This is a genomic window from Microbacterium sp. CFBP 13617, assembly GCF_014839445.1.
GTDB lineage: Bacteria > Actinomycetota > Actinomycetes > Actinomycetales > Microbacteriaceae > Microbacterium.
Genome location: NZ_JACYNW010000001.1, coordinates 598,753 through 619,316, shown reverse-complemented (window position 1 = coordinate 619,316; position 20,564 = coordinate 598,753). Strand labels below are relative to the sequence as shown.

The window sequence follows — 20,564 nt, the reverse complement described above, 5'->3', positions numbered from 1 at the left end:
GAAGCGCGCCACGGGGTGCGCCGCGACACGAGGACGTGCCCGCCATGACCCTTTCCGCTCTGCGCGACGACGCTCTGCGCTCGTCTCCCGAACGCTCCGGCGACGTGCCCGGCGTCTCCGCCGGCACCGAGGTACGGCTGTCCCTGCCGTGGATCCGTTCCCTGCCGCTCGCGAGCCTGCTCGACCCCGTCGTGCATGTCGGAGGCCGTCGATACGATCCCGTCATCGTGCTCGGCGATCGCCGCCTCGCCGCGGCCGACCTCGCCGACGAAGAAGGGTGGTGGTACCTGCAGGATCGCGTCGTATTGGAAATCCCGGATGCCACGACCCCCGGCATCCACGAGGTGTCGGTGTCGTTCCGGCTCGAGATCCCGTACCTGCCCGGCGGGCCGGACGATCCCCTGCGTCTGCCGTTCGTCTTCACGAGGGAGCTGGAGAGGGACGCGACGGCGTCGAGCGTGTCGGGCGATGTGGGGCGCGATGTAACCCCCGATGTGGCGCGGGATGCGGCGGGCGATGCGGCGCACGATCCGGAGGAGCTGTCATGACGATTCCCGCGGAGTGGACGCTGGCGGCGAGCGCCTTCAACGTCACCCCCGAGGTCGTTCGCGCCGAGCGCTCGGCCCCCGACCTCGCCCTCACGCTCGTGGAGCGCGGCATCGCGACGGCCATCGAGATCGAGCTGGGCCAGATGTGGCGCGGGTTCCCCGACCCGCCCGCCGCCGAGACGACGGCGTTCCACGACCGGCTCGCCGCCGCGGGCGGGCGTGTGAGCATCGTGGGCGTGAGCATCGACGAGTTCGATCGCGGACGACGGCGCACGGATGCCGAGCGCCGCGCGTTCCTCGCACCGCAGCTGCGCGCCGCGGCGAGCGCGGGAGCCGCGGGCGTGCGCCTGCCCATCGGACAGGCCGGATCGCTGCTCGCGGGCCTCGTGCCCCTGCTCGACGAGCTCGACCTCGTGCTGTACGAAGAGGCGCAGGGGCATCAGACCCCGACCGACCCGGGCACGGCCGCCGCGTACGACCGCATCGCCGAACTCGACACCCCGCGCGTGCGGTTGCTGCTCGACATCAGCATGCTCATGCCGGCCCTGCCGGTCACCTACCTCAAGAAGCTCGAGCGCGGCGGCCTCCCCGCGGATCTCGTGCGGCGCCTGCGCGACGAGTGGCGCGACCCCGCCACCCACGGCGCGGTGATCGACGTGCTCCGCTCCGGCGGGGTGCCGGGACCGGTGCACACGCTCTACATGAACCTGCTGGTGCGCTTCGGTCGCTCGAACGTGGCCGACCTGGCATCCGTTCTGCCCCTGCTCGGGGCGCTGCACTTGAAGTTCTGGGACCTCGACGACGCCGACGGGCGCGTGTCGACGCCGATCCGCGAGGTGGGGCGGGCGCTGCGCGCCACGGGCTTCGCCGGCACGCTCTGCAGCGAGTGGGGCGGTCAGGAGTGGCTCGACGACGACCCGTGGGAGATGACCGAACGGCACCTGGCCCTCGCCCGCACGGCGCTCGCTCCCGCCTGAGCCCCGGCGAGTCGCCAGATCTGTCGCTCAGGTGGGCGCGCGACCGACAGATCGTGGCGACTCATGGCGGCCCGTCAGCGCGGCTGCAGCCCGGCGGCTCGGTAGATCTCGTCGACCACCCGCATCGTCCCCACGCCGCGGCGGGCGTCGAGGATGCTCGGCGACCCGTCACCCAGCACCGTGACCAGGTGCTCGAGCTGGCGCGCGTAGCTGTTCTCGTCGGGGTCCGCGGCGACCGAGCGCAGCACGGAACCGTCGGTCGAGGTCACCGTGAGGGTCGCCCCCCACTGCGGCACGATCACGCTCGTCGCCCAGAGCGATGCGGCGCTGCCATCGACCCGCACCCACATCGCCCCCGCGTCGTCGCCGAGGAACGAGGCGCGCAGCAGAGCGGGGATGCCGCCGGGCAGGCGCAGCTCGGCATCGGTTTGCAGGTCGATCCGCGGATCGGCGTCGGAGATCTGCGCCGTGGCCGACACCACCTCGAGCTCGCCCCACGCCGCGCGCATCAGGTCGACGGCGTAGCAGCCCACGTCCATGACCGCTCCGCCGGCCAGGTCGCCGTCGAGGCGGATGTTTCCGGGCTGCACGACGAAGTGCGGAATGCTGAAGTCGATCTCCACCAGCTTCACCTCGCCGAGCACGCCCGAACCGATCGTGTCGAGAAGGTCGGCGATGAACCCGTGCAGGCGGTAGTGGAACCCGACGAAGGCGCGGCGCCCCGCGGCATCCGCCGCATCGGCGATCGCCGCGGCCGTGGTGCCGTTCGCCGAGAGCGGCTTCTCGCACAGGACGTGCTTGCCCGCGGCCAGCGCCCGCGTCGCCCACTCGGCGTGCACGACGGGCGGCAGGGCCAGGTAGACGAGGTCGACGCGCGGGTCGGCCAGGACGGCGTCGTAATCACCCCACGCGGGCAGGTCGAGACGGTCGGCGAAGACCCGCGCCCGCTCGGGATCGCGCGCACCGATCGCCACGACCCCGACCCCGTCGACGCCCCGGGCCGGCTCGACCATCGCGCGTTCGGCGATCCCGCCCGCGCCGAGGATGCCGACGCCGAGCATCACCCCTCGCCGTGGTAGTACGGCCACGGGTTGATGCGGCGGTCACCGCGACGATCGGGGCCGGTCAGCGTGACCTCGCCGGTCGCCGCCCACTCGACACCCCGCGGGAACATGCGAATGAACTCGATGCGACGGAACGTGTCGATGTCGTGGCCGATCGTGATGGTGAACGACCGACCCGCGCCGTACTCGTTGATCCAGGCGAGGGGCTGCTCGGTGTTGATACCGGGGAGCGCCGCGATGCCGCCCTCGGGGATGTCCACCGGGTAGTGCGACATCGGCCACACCGGCGCCTTCTCGTACGCCTCGAGGTCGTCGAAGGTCGTGAGCAGCACCTGGGCACCGTCGTACATCTGCACCCCGACGAGGATGTCGTCGCCGGTGACGGTCCAGGTCGCGTTGACACCTTCGGTGATCGGATGCCGCGGCTCGGTCGTGTGCAGCTGCGCCTCGCCCCACGGGCGGGGGCGCAGGCCCGTCTCCCACGCGCTGAGCTTCGCTCCGCGCATGACGTTGTACTCCTCGGGGTACCCCCAGCGGTCCTCTTGCGCGGCGGAACCGTGGAACCACACGATGCCCTTGCCCTCGTCGTGCACGAAGCGCAGGATCGCGGCATCCGTCTCGTCGCCGAAACCGGTGGCGATGTCGTGGTAGCCGTCGCGGCCCTCGAAGATGACGATGAGCACGTCGTACTTGTCGATGACGCTCGCGGGAAGGCCGCGGGGATCCTCCACGACGCGGACGGTGAAGCGCCCGGTGTCCTCGAGGAGCGTGGTGATCCACTGGTTGTGCAGGCGGAAGCTGCGGTGCGCGTTGTCGTGCTCGATCGTCATGTGCCCCGAGAGGATCAGGACCTTCAGGGTGTCGGTCACGGGTCAGCCTCTCGAGGAGAACGCGGCGTCGAACAGCTGGTGCGGCGGGGTGATCTCGCCGAGCTTGCGTACGAAGGCGAGCGCCTCGGGGCCGCCGACGAGGCGGTCCATTCCGGCGTCCTCCCACTCCACGCTCGTGGGTCCGTCGTAGCCGATGGCGTTGAGCGCGCGGAAGAGCGGCTCCCACGGCACGTCGCCGTGCCCGGTCGAGACGAACGTCCACCCGCGGCGCGGGTTGTCCCACGAGAGGTGCGAGCCGAGAACGCCGTTGCGACCGTCGAGGTTGGTCGTGGATTCCTTGCAGTGCACGTGGAAGATGTGGTCGGCGAAGTCGAGCACGAACGCGACCGAGTCGAGCTGCTGCCAGACGAAGTGCGACGGGTCGAAGTTGAAGCCGAAGCTCGGGCGGTGGCCGATGGCCTCGAGGGTCTTCTTCGCGGTCCAGTAGTCGTAGGCGATCTCGGAGGGGTGCACCTCGAGCGCGAAGCGCACGCCGACCTCTTCGAACACGTCGAGGATCGGATGCCAGCGCGCGGCGAAGTCCTCGTAGCCGCGCTCGATCATGGCGTCGGAGGCGGGCGGGAACATCGCCACGTACTTCCAGATGCTCGACCCGGTGAAGCCGGTGACCGTCGTGACCCCGAGCTTCGCGGCGAACCGCGCCGTGTTCTTGAGGTCTTCCGCCGCACGCTGCCGCACGCCCTCGGCGTCCCCGTCGCCCCAGACGCGGGAGGGCACGATGTCGTGGTGCCGCTCGTCGATGGGATCGTCGCAGACGGCCTGGCCGACGAGGTGGTTGGAGATCGTCCAGACCTTCAGGCCGTTCTTCTCGAGGATGTCGAGGCGCGACTGCACGTAGTCGGCATCGTCCCAGCGCGCGACGTCGATGTGGTCGCCCCAGCAGGCGATCTCGAGGCCGTCGTAGCCCCACTCGCCCGCCAGGCGGGCGACCTCTTCGAAGGGCAGGTCGGCCCACTGGCCGGTGAACAGGGTGATCGGGCGGGCCATGGCGGCGGTCCTTTCAGAGAGCGGGAACGGGCGAGCCGACGCGCGTCCACGCGGAGTCGGCGGCACTGCTGCGCTCGACGGCGTCGAGCACGCGCTGCACGCGCAGGCCGTCGTCGAACGAGGGGTGGGGGTCGGTGCCGGCGGCGATCGCCTCGACGAGGTCGACGACCTGGTGGCTGAAGCCGTGCTCGTAGCCGAGCATGTGGCCGGCGGGCCACCACGCCGAGACGTAGGGGTGCTGCGGCTCGGTGACGAGCACCTGGGTGAAGCCCTGGCGCCCCTCGGGGGCGGTGCGGTCGTAGAACCGCAGGCTGTTGAGGTCTTCGAGGTCGAACGCGAGCGCGCCGCGATCACCCGACACCTCGATGGTCAGGGCGTTCTTGCGCCCGGTCGCGAAGCGCGTCGCTTCGAACGAGACGAGTGCGCCGTTCGTGAGGCGTCCGGTGAAGAGGGCGACGTCGTCGACGGTGACGGCGCCTCTCTCGATGCCCCCCGCCCCCTTCGACAGTCCCATCGACCCGTCGGTGGGCAGGGGGCGTTCGGCCACGATCGTGTCGATCGTGCCCGAGACCCTCTCCACCCCGAGGTCGGTCACGAACTGCGTCATGTCGATGATGTGCGCGCCGATGTCGCCGAGCGCCCCGGAGCCGGCGTGCTCCTTCTGCAGACGCCAGGCGAGCGGCGTCTCGGGATCGACGAGCCAGTCCTGGCGGTACGCCGCGCGCACCTGCTGCACGGTGCCGACGGCTCCCTCGGCGATCATGTCGCGCAGCAGTGTGACGGCGGGAACCCGGCGGTAGGTGAAGCCCACCATCGACCGGACGCCACGAGCCCGGGCGCGCCCGGCCGCCTCGGCCATCGCTTCGGCTTCGGCCACGGTGTTGGCCAGCGGCTTCTCGCAGAGCACGTGCTTACCGGCCTCGAGGGCGGCGATCGCGATCTCGGCGTGGGATTCCCCGGGCGTGACGATGTCGACGATGTCGATGTCGTCGCGCGCGATGACCTCGCGCCAGTCGGTGGCCGACTCGGCCCAGCCCCATTTCGCGGCGGCCGAGGCCACGGCATCCGCGTTGCGTCCGACGACCACGGTCATCTCGACCGCGCGCGGCAGGTCGAACATGCGCGGCGCCTGGCGCCACCCGACGGAGTGGGCGGCGCCCATGAAGCCGTAGCCGATCATGGCCACGCGGAGGGGCTGGGCGTTCGTCATGCCAGGACCAGTTCGCGCTCGACCGGGACGCGGTTGGTGACGTAGCGGCCGGGGCCGCCGTCGGCGCCCGGCATGATCTGCATGTAGAGCAGACGCATGGTCAGGACGACCTCGACGGTGACGGTCTCGCCCGCCGCCGGCGGGGTGTCGAGGTGGATGAGCACGTCGGGGCGGTCGGCGACGAACCAGAGCGTCTCGGACTGCTCGGGCAGTTCTTCGATCCGGTACTCGCGGCCCTCGAGCGAGAAGCGCAGGTCGTCGGCGGCGACGGCGACGCCGTTCACCGTGACGCCGACGTTGTCGACGGCCGACAGCCAGAGGCTGCGGTACCAGGGCAGCTGCACCGAGACGGCGAGGCCGTCGTCGGTGCGCCAGACGTCTTTCTCGGCGAAGAGGGAGTTGTGGGTGGCCATGGTGTCTCCTAGGCGAACGTGTCGGTGAAGCTCGCGTGCGCGACGGGCGGCACCGGCTCGAGCTTCTGCGTGGTCTCGGGGCTGTAGGGGTGGTTGGTGTCACGCACCGGCTCATCGGCCGGCGGCATGAACACGGGCTTGCCGTCGTCGCCGAAGTACATGAGATCGAGGTCGAACGCGCCCTGGTTCTTCAGGCCGAAGCTGACCCAGTTCTCTTCGAAGGGGGCGCGGGCGAGCTCGTAGCAGCGGAAGGTCCAGAACTTCCACTCGCCGTCCTGTTTGCGGAAGTCGATGGCGTACTTGCACCACACCCAGTGCGCCCAGACCTTCTTGCCGAGCACCTCGGTGGGCGAGTACATGTCGGGGAACGCTTCGGCGACGGTCGGGTCGGTCAGGCCCGACTCGGTGCCCGCCATCATCCAGACGCCCTTGGCGGTCTCGCCGTCGGCGGCCACCTCGATGACCGGGGTGTTCGTCGAGTGCAGGATGAGCTTGCCCTCGGGGTGCGGGCGTCCGCGGTGGTAGTCGGTGACGCTCTGCCAGGTCGTGTACTGGCCGGCGTTGGTGTACCGCGCCCGGATGCCCTCGGTGCCCTCCTTCACCCACAGCGGGATGATCTGCTCGTCCTCGAACGCGTTGTGCAGGTACATGTACCGGTTGAACAGGTTCTCGACCTGCCCGCGGTCCTCGGCGCGCTGCGCCAGGGCGTGGGCGGCCACGACCTGGTCGCGCAGGCGTGCGACCTCGGCGATCAGATCGGCGACGGATGCTTCGGTGGCGGTGTTCGACATGCTCACTCCTTCGTGTGCGCGACGGTTCAGGCGGGCTGATGCGCGGCCGGCTGCTCCGCGACGGTGTCTTCGATGGCCGTGCGCATGAGCGTGTGCTGCTTCTTGACGAGGTCGATCGGGTCGCTCTCGCCGAGGTCGCTGAACGCGTGGCCTTCCCACTCGCTCGAGAGGTAGCCCTCGTACCCGCCGAGCACGAACTGCTTCACGATGCGCGGGATGTCCATGGCCGGCTCTTCGCCGTCGGCGCCGATGTCGTAGAACTTCGCGTGCACGTGGAAGATCTGCGGCATGATGTCGAGCCACTCCTCCGGAGCGACGAGACCGTGCATGTTGAAGGCCAGACGCGTGAAGGGTCCGAAGCGCAGGAAGTCGACGCCCTCGCCCGAGAGGTAGTCCTCGAACTTCTGGTTGCGCACGTGCATGGGCGTGGGCTCGTGCCAGATCTCGTCCATGACCGAGAAGTGCTTCTCGTCCATGCCCATCTGCCCGAGGGTGCGCAGTAGCGTCGGCGACAGCGAGTGCATGGTCGACGAGAAGTCGGCGGTGAAGCCGAGGCGGTCCGACTGCAGCTCCTCGTACATCTCGCGCATCTCGAGCACCTTCGGGTCGTTGGGCCCCGACGGTGCGTGGATCTCGTACCCGAGCTTCTGGTCGTACTTCTCGGCGAGGGGGAGCAGGCTCCGCAGCAGCTCCTTGCCGTGCGAGCGGATGACGATCTTCTTGAAGCCGAGGGTGTGCGCGGCCTTCAGCTGACGGGCGAGGAAGTCGTGCTCCTCGTCGAGCGTCATGTCGCGGCTCTTGCGGCGGCCCATGTCGAGGTTCGTCCCGACGGCGCTGGCTTCGAGGCCGTACTTCTCGAGCGAGTCGAACCAGAGCTTCACGAAGTCGGCGTCGACGTCGGGGTACGAGCGCAGCAGCTGCGCGAAGTTGAACTCGACGCCCGGGCCGATGCCCTGGTCGTGCACCTCTTTGATGAGGGTCTCGGGGGTGTACTGCCCCGCGGCGAACTCGCTGGTCATCGAGTAGAGCGTGGTGCCGAGCTTGATGCCGGTTCCGGCGATGCCGTCACTCATGTGAGGGGTCCTTTCAGATGCGCACGTGCGTGCGCGAAGTCGGGTGCGCGCGGGGGCGCGGAGAGGGGATGCGCGAGGGTGCGCGAAGGGAGGGGTCAGGCCCGCAAGGCGTGCGAGAGGTGCGCGTCGAGGGCGCGGCGTGCCTCGGCGGCATCCGTGATCATTCGCGAACCGGCCGCTTCGGCCGCCGTCCGCTGCACGAGCTGCTCGCCCCGGATGATCTCGAACGGGCTCTGCCAGTGGTTCCAGTGCCAGCCCTCGTACTCGCTCGAGACGGCGCCGCTGTATCCGTTGTCCACCAGCAGGGTGATGAGGTCGGCGACGGGCACCGAGGGTTCCTGGCCGTTCTCGTCGATGCCGAAGAACTTGCCGTGCACGTGCTTCACCCACGGCATGATCTCGAGCCAGTCGTCGACGCGCGCCGGGCCGAAGAGCCCGGTGCCGTTGATGCCGAAGTCGATGCCGAGGTCGGGGCGGCCGTACTGGTGGCCGAGTCCGATGAAGCGGCCGAAGCGCTGGCCGTGCTCGGCCTGGTCGGCCGGCGGGCCCTGCTCGTAGTACTCGTCCCACAGGGCGACGACGGCCGAGAGCAGCTCCTCCGAGGCCCCGCGGCGGCGGTACGCCTCGATGAGCGAGGGGGCGAAGCCGCTGACCGTGGCACCCCAGTCCATCGTGAAGCCGAGGAAGGGCGACCCGACCTTCTCGTAGCGGTCGCGGAGCGCGAGGATGCGCGGGTGCGAGGCGTATTGGTCGGCGTGCACCTCGAGGGCGAGCGTGACGCCGTACTCCTCGGCGATGGGGGCGAGGGCCTCCATCGAGTCGGGGGTGATCGAGATCTGCACGCGGGCGATGGGGAAGCCGAGCTTCGCTGCCGCCGCGATCTGCTTGCGCATGTAGGCGAGGAGCTCGTCCTGGTTCATGAGCGCGTCGGGCCGCAGGCCGATGTCGGCGTTGACCGCGAGCGAGGTGCGCACGAGCGCCACCTCGTCGATGAGGTCGTTGAAGCGGCCGGCGAACCGGTCGTCGATCTCGGGGAAGCCGCGGAAGCTCGAGAAGCCGATGATCTCCAGTCCCGGGCCGAAGCCTTCGGCCGCGGTCTTGCGGATCAGCTGGTCGAGGTCGTACTCGCGGCCGTGGAAGGCGCGGGTGAAGCTGTAGAGGGTGACGCCCTGGATGGGGGTGCCCTTCTGCTGAGCGGTCATGCGCGGGCCTCCTCGACCTGGCGAGCGGTCATCGTCTTGGTGTCGTGCTCCTCGATGTGGAGCACCTGGTCGTCGGCGATGATGATGTACGGGATGTAGAGCTCGAGATCGACGCGCACCTCGTGCTCTCCGGCATCCGCGGGGACATCCCCCGACAGCACGGCGGAGTCGGTGGGGAACCACCACTGCTCCGTGTTCGTCTTCATCTCGGCGAAGGTGAACTCCTCGCCGTTCATGCTCCACCGCAGGGAGTCGGCGGGCGCCTCGACGCCATCGACGGTCAGTGTGGCTCCCGAGATGCAGGATGCCGGCAGCGCCCGGTACCAGGGCAGGCGCACCTCCACCGACGCGCGCCCGTTCCGGGCGGTGAGCGTCCCCTGCTCGATGATGCGATCCGGGATCACGATGACCTCCTCGTCGGTGCGACCGAAGCCGCAGACCTCTTTGTCTTGATTTCTACATTCTAATGTCTGTTTCCTGCATAAGCAAGGAAATCAGGTGAGGGATGCCGCGATCTTCCGCGCTCCGCGCACCGCCAACGCCACCGAGGTGAGCGTCGGATTGCACGCCGTCGACGTCGGGATGACGCCGTTCCCCGCCACGAAGAGCCCCGGCACGCCCCACACCTGGCTGTCGGTGTCGCACACGCTCGTGCCGTCGTCGGCGACGCCCATCCGCGTCGACCCCTGGTAGTGCAGCGACGATCCGGGGGGCAGCGTGAACGGTCGGCTGTCGAGAGGATCGCCGACGGCCTCGCCCAGGCGCACGATCTCGTGCCGCGCCCGCTCGATGACCTCGTGGTCGCGGGCGGTGAGCCGGTAGTGGATGCGCGGGGCCGGCATCCCGTAGCCGTCGACGTGCGCGTCGTCGAACGCCACCCGGTCGTCGGCCTGCAGGTCCTTCGCGCAGAACAACCCCAACCCCACGATCGAGCCCGGCACGACCGGATCGTCTTCGGCGAGGGGAATCGGCGAGGCGTCGAGCTGCATGATCTGCCCGTGGAAGGGCGAGCCGTCGATGAAGGGCACCCAGCTGACACCGCTGTACTCGGCGAGTCCCGTGGCGGGCGCGTCGGCGCCCAGCGGCGGCATGTCGCGCAGGCGAGCCGCGAAGACGATCTGCGCCTGGTCGTTGAGGTAGCGGCCGAGGGCGTCGGGACGCACGCCCGAGGCCCACAGCAGCTGCGGCGAGCGGAGGGCGTCGGCGGCGACCACGACGAATCGCGCCGCGACCTCGTGCTCCTCACCCGAACGCAGGTCGCGCACGACCACGCCCGCCGCCCGCCCCGCCGTCACCACGACCGAGGTCACGAGCGACTCGTCGATCAGCGTGAACCCGGGGTTCTCGCGCGTGACGTCGCCGAGCACCACGTCGGACCCCGACCACACCAGGCGGCCGTCGTCGCGGCGATGCGCGGCCAGCGGCATCCGCTGCACCCTCGTGGCCTCCACGCGGCCCTCGTCGACCGCCGCGGAGAGGCGCTCGCGCACGATCGCGCCGAAGGGTGCCCCATCGAACGCGTCGGTACGCACCCCGAGCAGCCGCTCGCCCTCGGTGAGCAGCTCGTCGAGGTCGGGCAGGAAGCCGATGCGCTCGCTGTCGTTCGGGCGCGGGCAGGCGCCCGTCCAGTGCGCCGACATGCCGCCGACGTTGCTCGACATCGCCGCGACCGGCATGCCGTCCTCACCGTCGAACGCGTAGCCGTCGTCGAGCAGGTAGGTTCCGGGCCGCGCACCGCGCACCCCGGCCTTCGCCGCGCCGGGGTTGGCGACCTTGGCTCCGCGCTCCCCCGGGCCCTCCGACGCCGCCTGCGCGCGGGCGCGCTCGGCGGGGTCGGCGATGTTCTTCACGTGCGCACCGGGAGGGTTCGACACGGTCGGACCGACCTCGAACATCGCGATGGTCGCACCCGGCGCCTGCTCCGACAGGATCCGCCCGTACGCGGCTCCCGTCGGACCGCTGCCGACGATGACGACGTCGACCGAACCGGGGTACTGCCGGGCGCTCATGCCGAGCGCGCGATCTCGACGACGTGGGCGACCGAGGCCTCCGACGCGGTGGTCGGGTAGTACTCCAGGCCCACCGGGCCGTCGTAGCCGCTGGCGCGGAGCAGCCCGAAACGCTCGGTCCAGTCGAGCTCGCCGGTGCCGGGCTCGCCGCGGCCGGGAGCGTCGGCGAGCTGCACGTAGTGCACGAGGTCGCCGGCGTTCTCGAGCTCGGCCCGCATGTCCTCGCCCTCAACGGCCGAGTGGTAGATGTCGTACAGCACGCCGAAGTGCGGCGAAGCGACGCCGCGGGCGACGTACACGGCCTCCGAGGTACGGTCCAGGAGCGACCCCGGGTGGTCGACCCGCACGTTCACCGGCTCGAGCACCAGGCCGATGCCCGACCCGTCGATCTGGGCGATGGCCTTCTGGTAGATCTCGACGAGCTTGTCGAGCTGCACCTGGCGCTTCCACCCGCCGAAGCCGGTTCCGCTTCCCACGACCATGCGCGGGCAGCCCAGGTCACGGGCGATCTCGACGCCCTCGTCGAGCTTGCGGAAGAACTCGGAGTGGTCCCACGGCGGGATCATGAACTGCGTGCGGGGCTCGGCGAGCTGAGCGGTCAGCTGCACACCGGTCTCTTCGAGCGCGGCCTTCAACGCCGGCAGGTCCTTGGGGGTCGAGGGGGCGTCGACACCGGTCGGACCCCACATCTCCACGGCGTCGAAGCCCGCCGCCGCCGCCGCGCGCACGCGGTCGTGGTAGTCGCCGGCCTCGGTGAAGAGGAGCTCGATGTTGGGGGCGAGTTGGTACACGGGGTGTCCTTTCGGGGGGCGCGGGCGCGACGATCGACGGATGCCGCGCTCCGCGGCATCCCGGTGGGCGGGCTCAGCCCGCGAGGAGAAGGCGTCAGCCCTTCAAGCCGCCGGCGAAGCCCTGGATGAAGCGCTTCTGGGCGAAGAGGTAGAAGGCGAGGATCGGGATCATCGAGACGATGACGATCGCGAAGATCTGGTTCCAGGCCGAGACCAGCGAACCGATGTAGTAGTACATGGCGACCGGCAGGGTCTGGTTCGCCGATCCCCCGAGGAAGATCAGCGAGGTGAAGAAGTCGTTCCACACGATGAGGCCGGCGAGGATCGCCACCGTTCCGGTCGCGGGCGACATCAGCGGAAGCACGACCTGGAAGAAGATCTGCGTGCGGCTCGCGCCGTCGATGGTCGCGGCCTCCTCGTACTCGGTGCCGAGGCCGCGGAAGAACCCGGCGTAGAGGAAGATCGCGAGCGGCAGCAGCATGCCGCTGTAGAGCAGGATCATCCCCCACACTGAACCGGTCAGGCCGATCGAGCGCGCCCCGATGTACAGCGGGACCGTCCCCAGTTGCGTGGGCAGGATGATCGCGACGAGGAACAGGTAGTAGACGCCGCGGCTCCAGCGCCGCGTGCTGCGAGCGATCACGTAGCCGGTGAGCGAGCCCAGCAACACCATGAGGAAGATGCTGCCGGCCGTGATGATCACGCTGTTGAGCAGGCCCTGGATGACGTTCGCGTTGCCGGTGGCCGTGAGGACCTTGGCGAAGTTGCCGAAGTCCGGGGCCGAGGGCGGGGCGAGCGTCGACGACGTGATGACCTCGCGGTCGGACTTCAGCGCCGTGGTGACGAGGAAGTAGAACGGCAGGAGGAAGACCAGGGCGACCAGCCAGAAGCCGACCTCGCGCAACGCGGTGAGCTTGGTGTAGCGGAACATGTCAGTTCTCCTCGGGGCGCTCGGCGGTGGCGCGCTGCTGGATGACGGCGAAGACGAGGATGATCACGGTCAGCAGCAGCGCCAGGGCGGCGCCGTAGCCGAAGTTGCCCAGGGCGAACGACTGCTTGTAGACCTGCGTGGCCAGATTCTCGGTGGCCCCGGCAGGTCCGCCGCCGGTGAGGGCCATGATCTGATCGAACACGCGCAGACCGTTGACGAGGCCGAGCGTGGTCGCGATGGCGACCGCCGGGCGGATGGAGGGCAGCGTGATGTGCCAGAAGCGCTGCCAGACGGTGGTGCCGTCGATGGCCGCCGCCTCTTCGATCTCGACCGGCACGGCCGCCAGTCCCGCCATGTAGATCACCATGGCGAAGCCGATGTTCTGCCACACCAGCACGACCAGGACGGTCCAGATCGCCCAGGTGGGGTCGGCGATCCAGGCGCGGGCGACGGAGTCGAGCCCCGCTCCCCGCAGGATCACGTTCAGCGGGCCGTTGAAGTCGAAGATGAACTTCCAGATGTACGAGGTGGCGAGGGGGCTGAGCACCACCGGCATGAAGAAGAGCGTGCGCAGGATGTACCGCGACTTGAGTCCGCGGTTCAGGCCCACCGCGATGCCCAACCCCAGGATGTTGCTGATGATGACCGAGCCGAAGGCCAGGAACAGGGTGTTCCCGAGGGCGCCGATCTTCGTCGGGTCCTGGAAGATCCGCACGAAGTTGTCGAGACCGACGATCTCGAAGGCCCCGATCCCCGTCCAGTTCGTGAAGGCGAAGAAGCCGCCGATCCCCGTGGCGAGGTAATGGATGCCGAGGACGAAGACGATGCCGGGCAGTGCCCACCACCAGTAGCCGAACTTCAGCTGACCCGACCGGCGGGGCGGGGGAACGCGGCGACCGCGCCCCCCGCGCCGGGGAAGGACCACGCGCTCGGTCTCGGTAGCGACCTGTTGTCCGCTTCGGAGTGTTGTGCTCATGTCCTTCTCGTCATCGTCTCGTCGTCGGCATCCAACGGGCTCACTCGCCCCAGGCGTTGTCCATGTTCTGCAGCACCTGATCGATCTGCGTCTGACCGGTCAGCAGCCCCTGCACGCCCACCTGCAGCGCCTCGTACACGGCCGGGTTGGGCCAGACGTTGTTGGGGAGTGTCGTGTAGGACCCCTCGGCGAGGATGTCGACGATCGGGGAGTAGATGGTGTCGCTGAGGTCGAGGTTCTTGTACTCCGAGATCGGCAGCAGACCCGACACCTCGTAGTACTTCTCCTGCGCTTCGGGCGTGGACAACCACTCGACGAAGGCCGCCGCGGCATCCTTCTTCTCGGACTTCGCGTTGATCGAGATCGTGTAGTTCGAGCTGGCGAGCACGAACGGCTTCTCTCCCTTGGCGGCCGGGAACGGCTGCACCTTGAAGTTCGCCTCGGCGGGAGCCGCCGACGCGATCTCGACCGCGGAGCCCGACGGGATGAAGCTGCCGATCGAGGTGCCCTGCGCGAGTCCGTTGGTGATGGCGTCGAAGCCACCGCCCTCGGCACCGGGCTGGAAGCATCCGCGGTCCTTCAGGTCGATGATGGTCTGCAGCGCGTCCTTCCACCCGGTGCTCTCGGCGAAGGTCGTGTCGCCCGCCGCACGCTCGGTGTTGAAGTCGGGCTCGACCTCGTAGACGCGCGTGGCGGCGATGCCCTGCGCCGTCAGACCGGCGTTGGGGCCGGCCGCGCCGGCGAGCGCAAGCATGGACTTCCCCTGCCCGGTGAGCGTCTCGCACTCCGCGTAGAACTGGTCCATCGTGGTCGGCCACTCGTCGATGCCGTTCTGGGCGGCGGTGCCCATGCTCGCGACGACGGCGCCGATGGTGAAGTCCATGGGCTGCCCGTAGGTCTTGCCGTCGATCTCGAACAGCGGTTCGCTGCCGGAGGGGACGAGCGAGGTGGCGGTGTCGCCCAGCGGCTCGAGGAAGCCGGCCTCGGCGAGGGGGACGAGACCGCGGGCGTCACCCGAGCCGGGGGTCGTCTGCACGACGTCGGAGGCGTTACCGGCCTGGAACTGCGTGCGGATGGTCTCGCCGTACTTGTCGTTCGGGGTGGGGTTGGTGGTGATGGTGATGTCGGGGTTCGCCTCCATGTACGCCTTCGCGAGCGCCTCGTAGGGGCTCTCGAGGTTGTTCGAGGTGGCGAAGGTGAAGGTGAACGAGTCGGCGTTCCCGTCGCCCGAGCCCGAGCCGGAGCCGGAGCAGCCGGCGAGAACGAGGGCGGCGGTGGCGGGAACAACGAGAAGACCTGCGATGCGCGTGAGGCGACGTTGCTGAGTCATGACAGCCTTTCTGACGACGTTGTCGGCGGACCCTTCGATGGGAGCACCTGTGCTGTGTGTCCCAGTATCAGTGGGATGCGCCGAAAACGCACATAAGTCTTCGCGATGCGGCGCATAAGGCGATGAGGCCGCGACCGCATCGCCGTCAGGCATGAGCTCTGGCCCCGCATAGACGCCATTGATACAGTGCAGGGACAGCTCCCCAGCGAAGGATCACGACGTGGTGACCGATCATGCAACGCTCTCGCGCCTCGACCTGAACCTCTTGGTCGCGCTCGACGCCCTCCTCACGGAGCGCAGTGTCACCCGCGCCGCCGAACGGCTGCACCTGAGCCAACCGGCCCTCAGCGCCTCGCTGTCGCGCCTGCGCACCCACTTCGACGACCAGATCCTGGCCCGCCGCGGCAACACGTACGAGCTGACCCCGTTCGCCGTGCGCCTCACCGAGCACACGACCACGGCACTCGAGGCCGCGCGGAGGGTGTTCGAGAGCCAGGCATCGTGGTCGCCCGCGGAGTCCACCCGCGAATTCTCGATCTACGGGTCGGACTACGGCTTCGTCACCGTCGGCACGATCGTCTCGCAGCTCGCCGCCGAACAGGCCCCCGGCGTGCGGTTCCGCTACATGCTGCACAACCCCGGCATCGTCGAGGACGCGGCGAACCGCTTGCGCTCGGCCGACGCCATGGTCATCCCGCACGGCCCCGTCTCGGGCCTGCCGTATCTCGACCTCTGGCAGGACGACTGGCTCGCCGTCGTCGCCGACGACAACGACGACGTGGGCGACGTCCTGACGATGCAGAACCTCGCCGACATGCCGTGGGTGCTCACGTTCCAGTCGCGATCGGCCTTCACCTCCGCCGCCCGCCAGGTGCAGCAGCTCGGCGTCGAGCCGCACATCGAGGTGGTGCTCGAGAGCTTCCTGTCGGTCGGCCACTTCGTCAGCGGCACCCGCCGGGTCGGCCTGGTGCAGTCGGCCCTCGCCCCGCACCTGCTGCGCATCGGCGGGATCCGCGTCGTCCCCCTGCCGTTCGAGGCGACGCCTCTCGTGAGCGCGCTGTGGTGGCATCCCTCGCACACGCGCGACCCCGAGCACGAGTGGATGCGCGGCCTGTTCACCGAAGCCGGCCGCGTCATCGCCGCCGGCCACGCGCCCGCGTAACCGACGCCCGATCGCGCGGCGGGGTCGCCCCCACGGTCGGGGTGCGGCGAGCCCCCACGCGCGCCGCACCCCGCGGTGCCGTCAGACGGCCGCCGTCACCGCTCTCATCGACGCGCGGATGAGGTCGTGCTGGCGCCGCACGAGCAGCAGCGGGTCGACCTCGCCCAGTTCGGCGAAGGCATGACCCTCCCACTCGCTCGACCAGAAGCCGCGGTAGCCGCCCTCGACGAACACCCGCACGAGCTCGGGGTAGTCGATCGCGGGCTCCTGGCCCTGCTCGTCGATGTCGTAGAACTTCGCGTGCACGTGCAGGATCTGCGGCATGATGTCGGCCCACTCGCGCGGATCGACGTGCCCGTGCATGTTGAAGGCCAGGTGCGCGAACGAGCCGAGGCGACCGGGGTCGAAGTCGCGGCCGCGGAGGTAGTCGAGGAACTCCTGCTGACGCTCGCGCATCGCGGCATCGGTCGCCCAGATCTCCTGCAGCTTCGCCACCGCCTCGTCGTCGAGTCCGGCGCGGCGCACGGCCCGCAGCAGCGTCGGCGACATCGCGTGCATGGTCGATGAGAAGTCGGCGACGAAGCCGAGCAGGGGCGAGTCGAGCTCGGCGTAGGTCTCGCGCACGCGCAGGATGGGCTCGGCGTGGGGCCCCATGGGCGCGTGGATCTCGTACGCGAGCTTCAGCTCGAGCTCCTCGGCGATGGGCAGCAGCCGGCGCAGCAGCGCGGGCTGGGCGCTCTGGATGCGCACGAGCGGGAAGCCGAGCTTCTTCGCGCCCTCGAACATGAGCTTCGAGAACGCGAACTCCTCGTCGGGGGTCATGTCGCGATCGCGGCGACGACCCATGTCGAGGTTCGCGCCGAACGAGCTCGCGACGAAGCCGTGCCGGTCGAACGCCGCCCGCCACGTCCGCGCGAAGTCGTCGCCGACCACGGGGTACGTCGGCACCATCTGGGATGCCACGATCTCGATGCCAGGACCGATCCCCAGCTCCGCGACCCGGTCGAGCAGACCGTCGAAGTCGAAGTACCCCGCGCGGAACTCGGCGCTGGCCGAGTACAGGGTCAGGCCCAGCTGGAACGGGTCGTCGTCGCTCGCCGGGGGCGGCGGCGTCACATCCGACACGAGCGCGGGGATCCCGGCATCCACGTCGACGACGGTGAGCGTCTTCACGTCGTGCACGACGTTCGGCACGTACATCCCGGGCCCGCCGTCCTGGCCGGGCGCGATCTGCATGTACGGCAGGCGCAGCTCGCCGTGCAGCACGACGTCGTGCGTCTCGCCGAGCGCGACCGGGTCGGCGCGGCGGGCGATCAGCAGCGGGTGCTCCTGCAGGAACCAGAGCCGTTCGCTCTGCTCGGGCAGCTCGTCGAGCCCGAAGACGGTGTCGCCGAACGCCACGCGGAGGTCGTCGGCATCCACCCGCTCGCCATCGACGGTGAGGTCGAGCGAGGTCACCGACGAGAGCCAGAGGCTGCGGTACCAGGGGATGGTCAGGCGCAGCGCGAACCCGTCAGGGTGCGTGCGCAGGCTGTCGTCGTGAATCAGTCCGTTCGGCATGGGGTGTCCTTAGATCCGGTCGGCGATCTGCCGCATGAGCGAGTGCTGGCGGCGCACCTGTTCGATCGAACGCCAGGGCTCCCGCACCCCCTCGTATTCGCTGGAGAGGTAACCGGTGTAGCCGGCGTCCTTGAGTGCCTTCAGCACGGGTTCCCATGGGATCTGCTGGTCGTCGAGCTGCTCGTCGATGTCGTGGAACTTCGCTTGGATGAACACCACGTTCTCGATCACGTCGAACACGTCGGCGGGGTCGACGTGGATGCCGTCGAGGAACGCCGGGCGTTGGCCGGGCAGCTCGCCGGGTCCGAGCGGGATCGGTCGGTCCTGGAAGATGCCGGTGTCGAGCAGCAGGCCGAAGTGCTTCGTGCCGGTGCGGCGGATGAGGGCGATGTAGTCGTCGACGACCTCGTGCTTGATGGGGGTCGGCGAGTGGATCTCGGGGCAGATGATGACGTCGAGCTCCTCGGCCAGCGGCAGCGATGCCTCGACGACCTCGGTCCAGATGGGGTGCGGGATCAGGTCGCTCGACACGACGCCGATCTTGGGCCGCACGAACCGGAAGCCCAGGCGCTTGGCGAGCCGCAGGTCGCGCTGCAGCGCGGCCGCGCCCTCGTCCACCGTCATGTCGCGGGCGTTCGGCCCGCTGGAGTGCAGCCGCGTGTCGATCCAGGAACCGAGGTTGGTGGGCTCGAGGCCGTACCTCTCGAGCAGGGCGAACCACTCGTCGACCCACTCGTCGGAGGGGTGCGGGTAGTTCGGCACGTGCGCTTCGCCGAGGATCTCGACGCCGGTGGCCCCCAGGTCGGCGATCGAGGCGAGGGCGGTCTCGAGGTCCATGACCGTGCCGTAGTCGCCCATGTAGCTGTAGAGCGAGACGCCGTAGCGGAAGGGGGCGCCGGATGCCTCGGGCGCCAGCGTGACGTGCTTGGTCACCCGGTAGCGGCTCGGCTGGTGCTCGAGCGGAATGTACGAGGCGCGCAGGCGCAGATCGATCGAGAGCTCGTGCACGCCGTCGGGGAGACCGCCGGGCAGCGGGACGGTGATGATCGCGGCGTCTTCGAGGGGCCAGCGCACCCCGTCGCCGTCCCACAGTTCGGCCAGCGTGTACTGCCGACCCTGCAGGGTCCACAGCGGTACCTCGGATGCCACGTCGACCAGCCCCGGAATGCTCACGCCGATCCCGTCGATCAGTGACGCCGCCATGCCGCGGTACGACGGCATCCGGACGCGGAACTGGAAGCCGGTGATCTCGTCACCCTCGCGGACGTTTCGGAATCCGACGGACTGGATGAGGTCTCTTTCGAGAAGCATCGTCGCTCACTCTCTGTGGGGTGACTTCGACGCTACCCGCCTTATGCTTTATTCCGACATAAGCCGTTGTGATGCGGCGCATCACGTTCGCGCGGACGGTGACGCGACCTCACCGACACATCACCCCAGGTGCGCGTAGTCCGGCAGGTCGATGGCGTCGGCCGGCGGCGTGAAGAGTCCCCCCGTGAGACGCTTCGCGAGGGGAGTGGATGCCACCCGCAGCGCGGTCCGGAATGCCCCCACGCCGACCCGCGAAGTCGGGTTGGCCAGCCGCGGCGTCCCCGGGGGCAGGTTCTGCGCCTGCGCGACATAGGGGCGCATCAGGCGCTCGTACCCGCCGAATGCGTCGCGGTGGTCGACATGGGCGGCCAGTTCGCCCGCCAGCACGTACGCACCGACGAGGGCGAGGCTCGTCCCCATTCCGCTGACCGGCGAGGCGCAGTACGCGGCGTCGCCCACGAGCGCGACCCGACCGCTCGACCAGCGGGGAGTCCGCACCTGACCGATCGCGTCGGTGTACAGCTCGTCGGCGCGGTCGAAGGCGTCGAGCACGCGTTCCGCCTCCCAGCCGGCGTCGGCGAAGACGTCGCGCAGGCGGCGGCGCTGGGCGTCCACATCTCCGCGCTCGCTCCTCGGGCGCGCACGATCGGTGACCACCGACAGCGTCGCGCGGATCGTGCCGTGCGGGTCGGGGCGCAGCGTGATCGACCGGCCGCCCGGCGCGGAGTACCAGCGCCACCAGTCGTCGTCTTCGGCGGTGCGCGGGATCGTCCCGTACGTCGTCTCGAGCCCCAGCGAGCGGATCCGCGGCTCCTCGCCGAAGACGAGCCCGCGGGTTCGCGAGCCGATTCCGTCGGCGGCCACGACGAGGGCGAAAGTCTCCTCGGGCGCTCGCTCGAAGCGCACCGTGACACCGTCGGCATCCTGCTCCAGCCCGGTGACCCGGTCGCCGAAGCGGTACTCCGTGCGTCCGGTCGTGCGTTCCACGAGCAGTTCCGCGAGGTCGCCGCGCAGGATCTCGAGCTCGGCGGTGGCGCCGTCGGAGTCGCCGCGGCCGGCCGGGAACTCCGCGACCGTGCGTCCGTCGCCGTCGACGAACCGCGTGCCGACCTCGCCCGTGGCCGCCGCCCGCACGTCGGACTCCAGGTCCATCCGCCGCACCACCTCACGTCCGGCTCCGCGCACGTCGACGTTCTGCCCGCCGGTGCGCAGCGCGTCGGCGCGTTCGACGATCACCGCCTCGTAGCCGTATCGGTTCAGCCAGTACGCGAGCGCCGGGCCGGCGATGCTCGCCCCGCTGATCAGCACGCGTCGGTCGGAGGTCGCCGCCATTCTTCAC

Annotated in this window: 20 protein-coding genes; 3 read left to right on the top strand and 17 right to left on the bottom strand. The window is 69.7% G+C overall.

From position 1 onward, the window contains the following. Window positions 1-44 precede the first annotated feature (44 nt). A complete protein-coding gene (locus tag IFU40_RS02760) occupies window positions 45-548 on the top strand; it encodes a hypothetical protein (RefSeq protein WP_191925281.1) in 504 nt (167 codons plus the stop codon). Then, window positions 545-1,525, top strand: coding sequence for a restriction endonuclease subunit R (locus IFU40_RS02755; protein WP_191925280.1), 981 nt, complete (start codon window positions 545-547; stop codon window positions 1,523-1,525). Before IFU40_RS02760 ends, IFU40_RS02755 begins: the two co-directional genes overlap by 4 nt. 74 nt (window positions 1,526-1,599) lie before the next feature. Here IFU40_RS02755 and IFU40_RS02750 read toward each other — a convergent pair whose 3' ends face one another. The 14 genes from IFU40_RS02750 to IFU40_RS02685 all read right to left on the bottom strand — a co-directional run bounded on the left by IFU40_RS02750 (window position 1,600) and on the right by IFU40_RS02685 (window position 15,192). Beyond that, window positions 1,600-2,613, bottom strand: a complete 1,014-nt coding sequence (locus tag IFU40_RS02750) for a Gfo/Idh/MocA family protein (protein WP_342343461.1) — start codon at window positions 2,611-2,613, stop codon at window positions 1,600-1,602. After that, entirely contained in the window at window positions 2,586-3,458 is an 873-nt protein-coding gene (locus IFU40_RS02745; RefSeq protein WP_191925279.1) for a ThuA domain-containing protein, read from the bottom strand. The genes IFU40_RS02750 and IFU40_RS02745 overlap by 28 nt, the downstream gene beginning before the upstream one ends. Window positions 3,459-3,461: 3 nt before the next feature. Continuing rightward, on the bottom strand, window positions 3,462-4,466 hold the full coding sequence (locus IFU40_RS02740; RefSeq protein ID WP_191925278.1) for a sugar phosphate isomerase/epimerase family protein: 1,005 nt from the start codon (window positions 4,464-4,466) through the stop codon (window positions 3,462-3,464). Window positions 4,467-4,479: 13 nt separating this feature from the next. Then, window positions 4,480-5,676, bottom strand: coding sequence for a Gfo/Idh/MocA family protein (locus IFU40_RS02735; protein ID WP_235561547.1), 1,197 nt, complete (start codon window positions 5,674-5,676; stop codon window positions 4,480-4,482). Beyond that, entirely contained in the window at window positions 5,673-6,089 is a 417-nt protein-coding gene (locus IFU40_RS02730; RefSeq protein ID WP_191925277.1) for a C-glycoside deglycosidase beta subunit domain-containing protein, read from the bottom strand. Before IFU40_RS02730 ends, IFU40_RS02735 begins: the two co-directional genes overlap by 4 nt. 8 nt (window positions 6,090-6,097) lie before the next feature. After that, window positions 6,098-6,880: a nuclear transport factor 2 family protein gene (locus IFU40_RS02725; RefSeq protein ID WP_191925276.1), complete on the bottom strand. Its 783-nt coding sequence runs from the start codon at window positions 6,878-6,880 to the stop codon at window positions 6,098-6,100. A gap of 26 nt (window positions 6,881-6,906) precedes the next feature. Beyond that, window positions 6,907-7,953, bottom strand: coding sequence for a sugar phosphate isomerase/epimerase family protein (locus IFU40_RS02720; RefSeq protein WP_191925275.1), 1,047 nt, complete (start codon window positions 7,951-7,953; stop codon window positions 6,907-6,909). A 95-nt stretch (window positions 7,954-8,048) separates the two neighbouring features. Continuing rightward, window positions 8,049-9,155, bottom strand: coding sequence for a sugar phosphate isomerase/epimerase family protein (locus IFU40_RS02715; RefSeq protein ID WP_191925274.1), 1,107 nt, complete (start codon window positions 9,153-9,155; stop codon window positions 8,049-8,051). Beyond that, window positions 9,152-9,559 (bottom strand): C-glycoside deglycosidase beta subunit domain-containing protein, encoded by a 408-nt coding sequence (locus IFU40_RS02710; protein ID WP_055832566.1) that lies wholly within the window; start codon window positions 9,557-9,559, stop codon window positions 9,152-9,154. Before IFU40_RS02710 ends, IFU40_RS02715 begins: the two co-directional genes overlap by 4 nt. A gap of 90 nt (window positions 9,560-9,649) precedes the next feature. Then, window positions 9,650-11,164 carry a GMC oxidoreductase gene (locus tag IFU40_RS02705; protein WP_191925273.1) on the bottom strand — a complete coding sequence of 505 codons (1,515 nt, stop codon included), beginning with the start codon at window positions 11,162-11,164 and terminating at the stop codon, window positions 9,650-9,652. Then, complete coding sequence (locus tag IFU40_RS02700; protein ID WP_070408998.1) at window positions 11,161-11,955, bottom strand: TIM barrel protein; 795 nt, start codon at window positions 11,953-11,955, stop codon at window positions 11,161-11,163. Before IFU40_RS02700 ends, IFU40_RS02705 begins: the two co-directional genes overlap by 4 nt. Window positions 11,956-12,049: 94 nt before the next feature. Then, on the bottom strand, window positions 12,050-12,886 hold the full coding sequence (locus IFU40_RS02695) for a carbohydrate ABC transporter permease (protein ID WP_055832560.1): 837 nt from the start codon (window positions 12,884-12,886) through the stop codon (window positions 12,050-12,052). A gap of 1 nt (window position 12,887) precedes the next feature. Continuing rightward, complete coding sequence (locus tag IFU40_RS02690) at window positions 12,888-13,862, bottom strand: carbohydrate ABC transporter permease (RefSeq protein WP_055832557.1); 975 nt, start codon at window positions 13,860-13,862, stop codon at window positions 12,888-12,890. A 40-nt stretch (window positions 13,863-13,902) separates the two neighbouring features. Continuing rightward, a complete protein-coding gene (locus tag IFU40_RS02685; RefSeq protein ID WP_191925272.1) occupies window positions 13,903-15,192 on the bottom strand; it encodes an ABC transporter substrate-binding protein in 1,290 nt (429 codons plus the stop codon). A 223-nt stretch (window positions 15,193-15,415) separates the two neighbouring features. Here IFU40_RS02685 and IFU40_RS02680 point away from each other — a divergent pair, with 223 nt between their 5' ends. After that, on the top strand, window positions 15,416-16,354 hold the full coding sequence (locus IFU40_RS02680; protein WP_055833182.1) for a LysR family transcriptional regulator: 939 nt from the start codon (window positions 15,416-15,418) through the stop codon (window positions 16,352-16,354). An 81-nt stretch (window positions 16,355-16,435) separates the two neighbouring features. Here the strand turns inward: IFU40_RS02680 and IFU40_RS02675 are convergent, their stop codons facing one another. From IFU40_RS02675 to IFU40_RS02665, 3 genes are all read right to left on the bottom strand, one after another. Continuing rightward, window positions 16,436-17,914, bottom strand: coding sequence for a C-glycoside deglycosidase beta subunit domain-containing protein (locus IFU40_RS02675; RefSeq protein WP_191925271.1), 1,479 nt, complete (start codon window positions 17,912-17,914; stop codon window positions 16,436-16,438). A gap of 9 nt (window positions 17,915-17,923) precedes the next feature. Beyond that, window positions 17,924-19,225, bottom strand: a complete 1,302-nt coding sequence (locus IFU40_RS02670; RefSeq protein WP_191925270.1) for a C-glycoside deglycosidase beta subunit domain-containing protein — start codon at window positions 19,223-19,225, stop codon at window positions 17,924-17,926. Window positions 19,226-19,345: 120 nt separating this feature from the next. Beyond that, window positions 19,346-20,557: an FAD-dependent monooxygenase gene (locus IFU40_RS02665; RefSeq protein ID WP_191925269.1), complete on the bottom strand. Its 1,212-nt coding sequence runs from the start codon at window positions 20,555-20,557 to the stop codon at window positions 19,346-19,348. Window positions 20,558-20,564: the final 7 nt, after the last annotated feature.

Coding starts and splice junctions, on each gene's coding strand:
- IFU40_RS02760 (WP_191925281.1), top strand. CDS start 45: ATGACCCTTTCCGCTCTGCGCGACGACGCTCTGCGCTCGTCTCCCGAA.
- IFU40_RS02755 (WP_191925280.1), top strand. CDS start 545: ATGACGATTCCCGCGGAGTGGACGCTGGCGGCGAGCGCCTTCAACGTC.
- IFU40_RS02740 (WP_191925278.1), bottom strand. CDS start 4,466: ATGGCCCGCCCGATCACCCTGTTCACCGGCCAGTGGGCCGACCTGCCC.
- IFU40_RS02735 (WP_235561547.1), bottom strand. CDS start 5,676: ATGACGAACGCCCAGCCCCTCCGCGTGGCCATGATCGGCTACGGCTTC.
- IFU40_RS02730 (WP_191925277.1), bottom strand. CDS start 6,089: ATGGCCACCCACAACTCCCTCTTCGCCGAGAAAGACGTCTGGCGCACC.
- IFU40_RS02725 (WP_191925276.1), bottom strand. CDS start 6,880: ATGTCGAACACCGCCACCGAAGCATCCGTCGCCGATCTGATCGCCGAG.
- IFU40_RS02720 (WP_191925275.1), bottom strand. CDS start 7,953: ATGAGTGACGGCATCGCCGGAACCGGCATCAAGCTCGGCACCACGCTC.
- IFU40_RS02715 (WP_191925274.1), bottom strand. CDS start 9,155: ATGACCGCTCAGCAGAAGGGCACCCCCATCCAGGGCGTCACCCTCTAC.
- IFU40_RS02705 (WP_191925273.1), bottom strand. CDS start 11,164: ATGAGCGCCCGGCAGTACCCCGGTTCGGTCGACGTCGTCATCGTCGGC.
- IFU40_RS02695 (WP_055832560.1), bottom strand. CDS start 12,886: ATGTTCCGCTACACCAAGCTCACCGCGTTGCGCGAGGTCGGCTTCTGG.
- IFU40_RS02690 (WP_055832557.1), bottom strand. CDS start 13,862: ATGAGCACAACACTCCGAAGCGGACAACAGGTCGCTACCGAGACCGAG.
- IFU40_RS02685 (WP_191925272.1), bottom strand. CDS start 15,192: ATGACTCAGCAACGTCGCCTCACGCGCATCGCAGGTCTTCTCGTTGTT.
- IFU40_RS02675 (WP_191925271.1), bottom strand. CDS start 17,914: ATGCCGAACGGACTGATTCACGACGACAGCCTGCGCACGCACCCTGAC.
- IFU40_RS02670 (WP_191925270.1), bottom strand. CDS start 19,225: ATGCTTCTCGAAAGAGACCTCATCCAGTCCGTCGGATTCCGAAACGTC.
- IFU40_RS02665 (WP_191925269.1), bottom strand. CDS start 20,557: ATGGCGGCGACCTCCGACCGACGCGTGCTGATCAGCGGGGCGAGCATC.